The 3,848-nt window shown below is 74.8% G+C and carries 2 protein-coding genes; both read right to left on the bottom strand.

All coding sequences use genetic code 11. From position 1 onward, the window contains the following. Positions 1–2,642 (bottom strand): murein biosynthesis integral membrane protein MurJ (gene murJ / locus GFJ45_RS15545; RefSeq protein ID WP_153398855.1); only part of this gene is annotated, 2,642 nt, incomplete at its 3' end. Next, positions 2,639–3,848, bottom strand: a 1,210-nt coding sequence (locus tag GFJ45_RS16550; RefSeq protein WP_194288721.1) for a DUF6049 family protein, incomplete at its 5' end; no start/stop codon positions are given. The genes murJ and GFJ45_RS16550, both read right to left, overlap by 4 nt.

Genomic DNA, 3,848 nt, shown 5'->3' with positions numbered 1-3,848 from the left:
CCGGAGCGCTGCAGCGGGGCGTCGGGTGCTGCGACGGGCTGGTCGCGGACCGGCTCCGGGGACCACGGGGCGAGCTGGCGGGCGAGCTCCCCGGGAGTCTGCGGGCCGGCGTGCGGGTCGAAGTCGAGCGCCAGCACCTGCCGGCAGAGCGCGTCCAGGTCACCGGGCACGCCGGCGACCACCTCCGAGGGTGCCGGGAGCGAGCCGTCCGCCAGCCGACGGGCCTCCCGCAGCCCCTCCATCTCCTCGCCGGGCCAGCGACCGGTCAGGCCGGTGTAGAGCAGGCTCACCAGGTCGGCGGTGTCGACGAGCGAGGCCTCGCTGGCCGAGATCTCCTCGGTCTGCTCCAGCGCGGCCGCGACCGCGACCCCGGAGAGCTTGACCGCGCCGTCCCGCGTGCAGAGCACGGCGTAGGGGCTGAGGAACAGGTGGTGCAGGCCGCGCCGGCGGGCGGTCTCCAGCCCGGAGGCGGCCTCGCCGATGATGCGGCGGACCTCCTCGGCCGGAAGCGGGCCGTCGGCGACCAGGGAGGCCAGTGACTCGGCGTCGACGAGTCCCTCCTCCACGATCCAGCTCAGCCCGTCCTCCTGGCCGACGTCCAGCACGCGGACCAGGCGGGGGTCGTCGACCCCGGCGGTGCGGCGCGCGCCGTCCAGGACGGACTCGGCCAGCTCGGCCTGCTCACCCTCGGACGACAGCACGGTGACGGCGACGGTGCGGTCCAGGGTGACGTCACGGGCGGACCAGTAGTCGAGGGTGTCGTCACGGCGGGCGAGCAGCTCCTGCAGCAGGTAGCGGTCACCGAGGACCCGACCGGGCTCGATCCCGTGCACGCTGTACTCCTCTCTGGCCGGGGTGACCTCGTCGGCGGACGCGACGGGCCGCGGGAGGTCGCGTCCATCCTCGGCGCCGTCCCGGCCGTGCGGCAAGCCTAGTGTGCTGCCGTCCCGCTCCTGCGGACCCTCGCCGCCGGGACCGCTCGGCCCCGACCGGGCCCGGGCGGGGAGCAGCCGGGCCAGCCCGAGCCGGCGGGCGACCGGGGCCACCGCCTCGCCCACCTCGGTGACCCCCAGCCGGTGGGCCAGCATCGCGTAGCAGCCCAGCAGCAGCGGGCCGCCGACGGTCACCGACACCAGTGACGCCCACGGGTCCAGCAGCATCCGGTGCGCCGCCCAGACCACCAGCAGGGTGGGCAGGACGGCCACGGCGGTGGCCAGCAGCACCCGGCGGTAGGTGCGGGCCACGTCCCCGAGCGGCACGCCGCCCAGCCGGCGGCGCACCCAGATGACGCCCAGCACGGCCGCGGCGGCCTGCCCGGCGGTCTGCGCCAGGCCGATGCCGATGGCGGTGGCGGCGGCCGGCAGCGTCGCGGCGACCAGCGAGCCGGTCCCGGCGATGGCGGTGATGACCAGCTGCATCCGGAACGGCGTGCGCCCGTCCTGGAAGGCGTGGAAGATCCGCCCCGACAGGATGTAGATGCCGTACGGCGACAGCCCGATGACCAGCGCCATCAGCACGTGGGCGGTCGCCAGCGTCTCCCGTGGCGTGTTCTCCGCCCACAGCAGCGAGGTCAGCGACGGCGCGAGCACGAACACCCCGACGCTGATCGGCACCATCGCCACGCCCAGCAGCCGCAGGCCGTGCCGGTACTGCCGGGAAAGCTCCCGCAGGTCCTCGGCGTGCGCCGCCCGCGACATCCGGGTGAACATCGCGGTGATCAGGCTGGTGGCAATGAGCGAGTGCGGCAGGATGAAGAACAGGAAGGCGTTCTCGTAGACGATCTTGCCGGCCGCCAGCTCGTCGATGTCCGAGGCCCGGTTGAGCACGTTGGTCGACAGCCACATGCCGGCCTGCGAGACCCCGACGACGCCGAGCATCCAGATCGCCATCCGGGAGGCCGTGCCCAGCCCGACACCCCGGAAGCCCCACCGCGGGCGGTAGCGGAAGCCCGACCGCCAGACCGGCACCATCAGCACCAGCGCCTGGGTGACCACCCCGAGGGTGGCGGTGCCGCCGAGCAGCCACACCATCTCCGCGGTCCAGGCGCCGGGGCCGAGGTCGGCCGCCTCGGGGTAGAGGGTACGGAAGACGAGGATCCCCGCGATGGCCACGATGTTGTTCGCGACCGGCGCCCACATGTAGTAGCCGAACTTCTCCTGGGCGTTGAGGATCTGCCCCAGCACCGTGTAGAGCCCGTAGAAGAAGATCTGCGGCAGGCACAGGTAGGCGAACGAGACCGCCAGCGCGAACTGCTCCCCGTCCCAGGTCCACGCGTAGAGCCGGGTCAGCACGGCCGCGCCGGCGGTGAACACCACCGCGATGCCGGCCAGCGCCAGCAGCGCCAGCGTGAGCAGCCGGTCGGTGAAGGCCCGGCCGCCGTCCGGCTGGCTCATCGCGCGGGTGATGCTGGGCACCAGGATGACGTTGAGGATGCCGCCTGCCAGCAGGAGGTAGACGGTGTTGGGCAGCGTGTTCGCGGTCGACCAGGCGTTGGCCGGCCCGGACAGCAGCCCGACGGCGCCGGCGAGCAGCAGCACGCGGACTAGGCCGAGCATGCGGGAGACGAGCGTCCCCGAGGCCATCAGCGCGCTGCTACGGGCCAGTGTCGCGGAGCCGCGGCCCTGGCTGGCGGTCTCGCTCACGGGGCCGGTGCCTCCTTCGGGTGCTCGTCGCCGTCCTGCTGTCCCCGGCGGGGCGAGCGTAGGGTGCGGACCAGCCCGAGCAGCAGCACCGCGCCGGCCAGCCCGCCCAGCGCCCAGTAGAACCAGGTGCCGGTCGGCTGCACGTGCACGTTCATCAGCTCGGCCTCCCCGACCTCGGTCCCGCCGGGCGTGGTCAACCGCACCTCCAGCGGCACGTCACCGGCGGCCACCGCCCGGGCGCGGAACGACACCGTGGCCCGGCTGCCTGGGCCGACGGTCACCGGGTCGGCCGGCTCCGTCACCCGGAGCCGGCCGTTCCGGGGCGTCACGTCGACCTGCAGGTCCTCCACCGGCAGGTCCAGGTCGTTGACGACCGTGACCTGGATCAGCCCCTCGTCGGCGAGGAAGTTCACCGTGGTGGGGTTCACGTGCACCCCCGCCAGCACCCGCTCCGCCGCTGCCCGGGCCGCCTCCAGCGGCTGCCGCCAGGCCGGGCTGCCCCGCCAGCGCACCGAGTACTGCTGGTCGAGCACCTCGTGCCACCGCTGGGCGGCCGACTCCGACCCGGCGACCACCTCCGCGGCACCGGTGAGCAGCGCGCGCACCTGCTCGACCCGCTCCACACCGCCGTCGAGGAGCGGGCTGGGGGCGACCGGGGGCAGCGCCGCCGGGTCGCCCACGGCGGAGGCCGGTGCGGGCTGTCCGGTGAGGACGCCGGGGGCGGTGGCCTCCGGGGCGGAGGAGCCGACCAGCGACTCGGCGGAGGTCAGCCGCACCCACGGCAGCCCGTGCAGGACCCGGGCGTGCTCGGCCAGCCGGTCGGGACTGCTGGTGTCCTCCCGGGGGGTCACCACCAGCAGGCTGCGGCGAGCGGCCGGCTGCTCCTGGTAGGTCGCCAGCAGCTCGGCCAGCAGTCGCTGCCGGTCGGCCACCCCCGTGGCGGCGGAGGACTCGCTCAGCAGGCCGCTGAGCACCGGTTCGTAGCTCAGCAGCTGCAGCTGTGGTGCGGTGGCGGCCGGCAGCGACGCCTCGGTGGTGAGCTGGTGGCCGGCGTCGACGGTGCCTCCGGACACCACGACCGCGGCCGGGTCCTGCCCGGTGGCGTCGCGCCACTGGCCCCGCAGCCCGGCCAGCGCCGCGGTGAGCATGTCCTGGTTGGAGGCCCGGGCGTAGGCGCCGCCGACCTTGCCGAACGGGATCCGGTTG

This window comes from Ornithinicoccus halotolerans (assembly GCF_009602535.1).
GTDB lineage: Bacteria > Actinomycetota > Actinomycetes > Actinomycetales > Dermatophilaceae > Ornithinicoccus > Ornithinicoccus halotolerans.
Note: the sequence above shows the minus strand (reverse complement) of the source record. Positions and strands in the feature narration are given on the sequence as shown.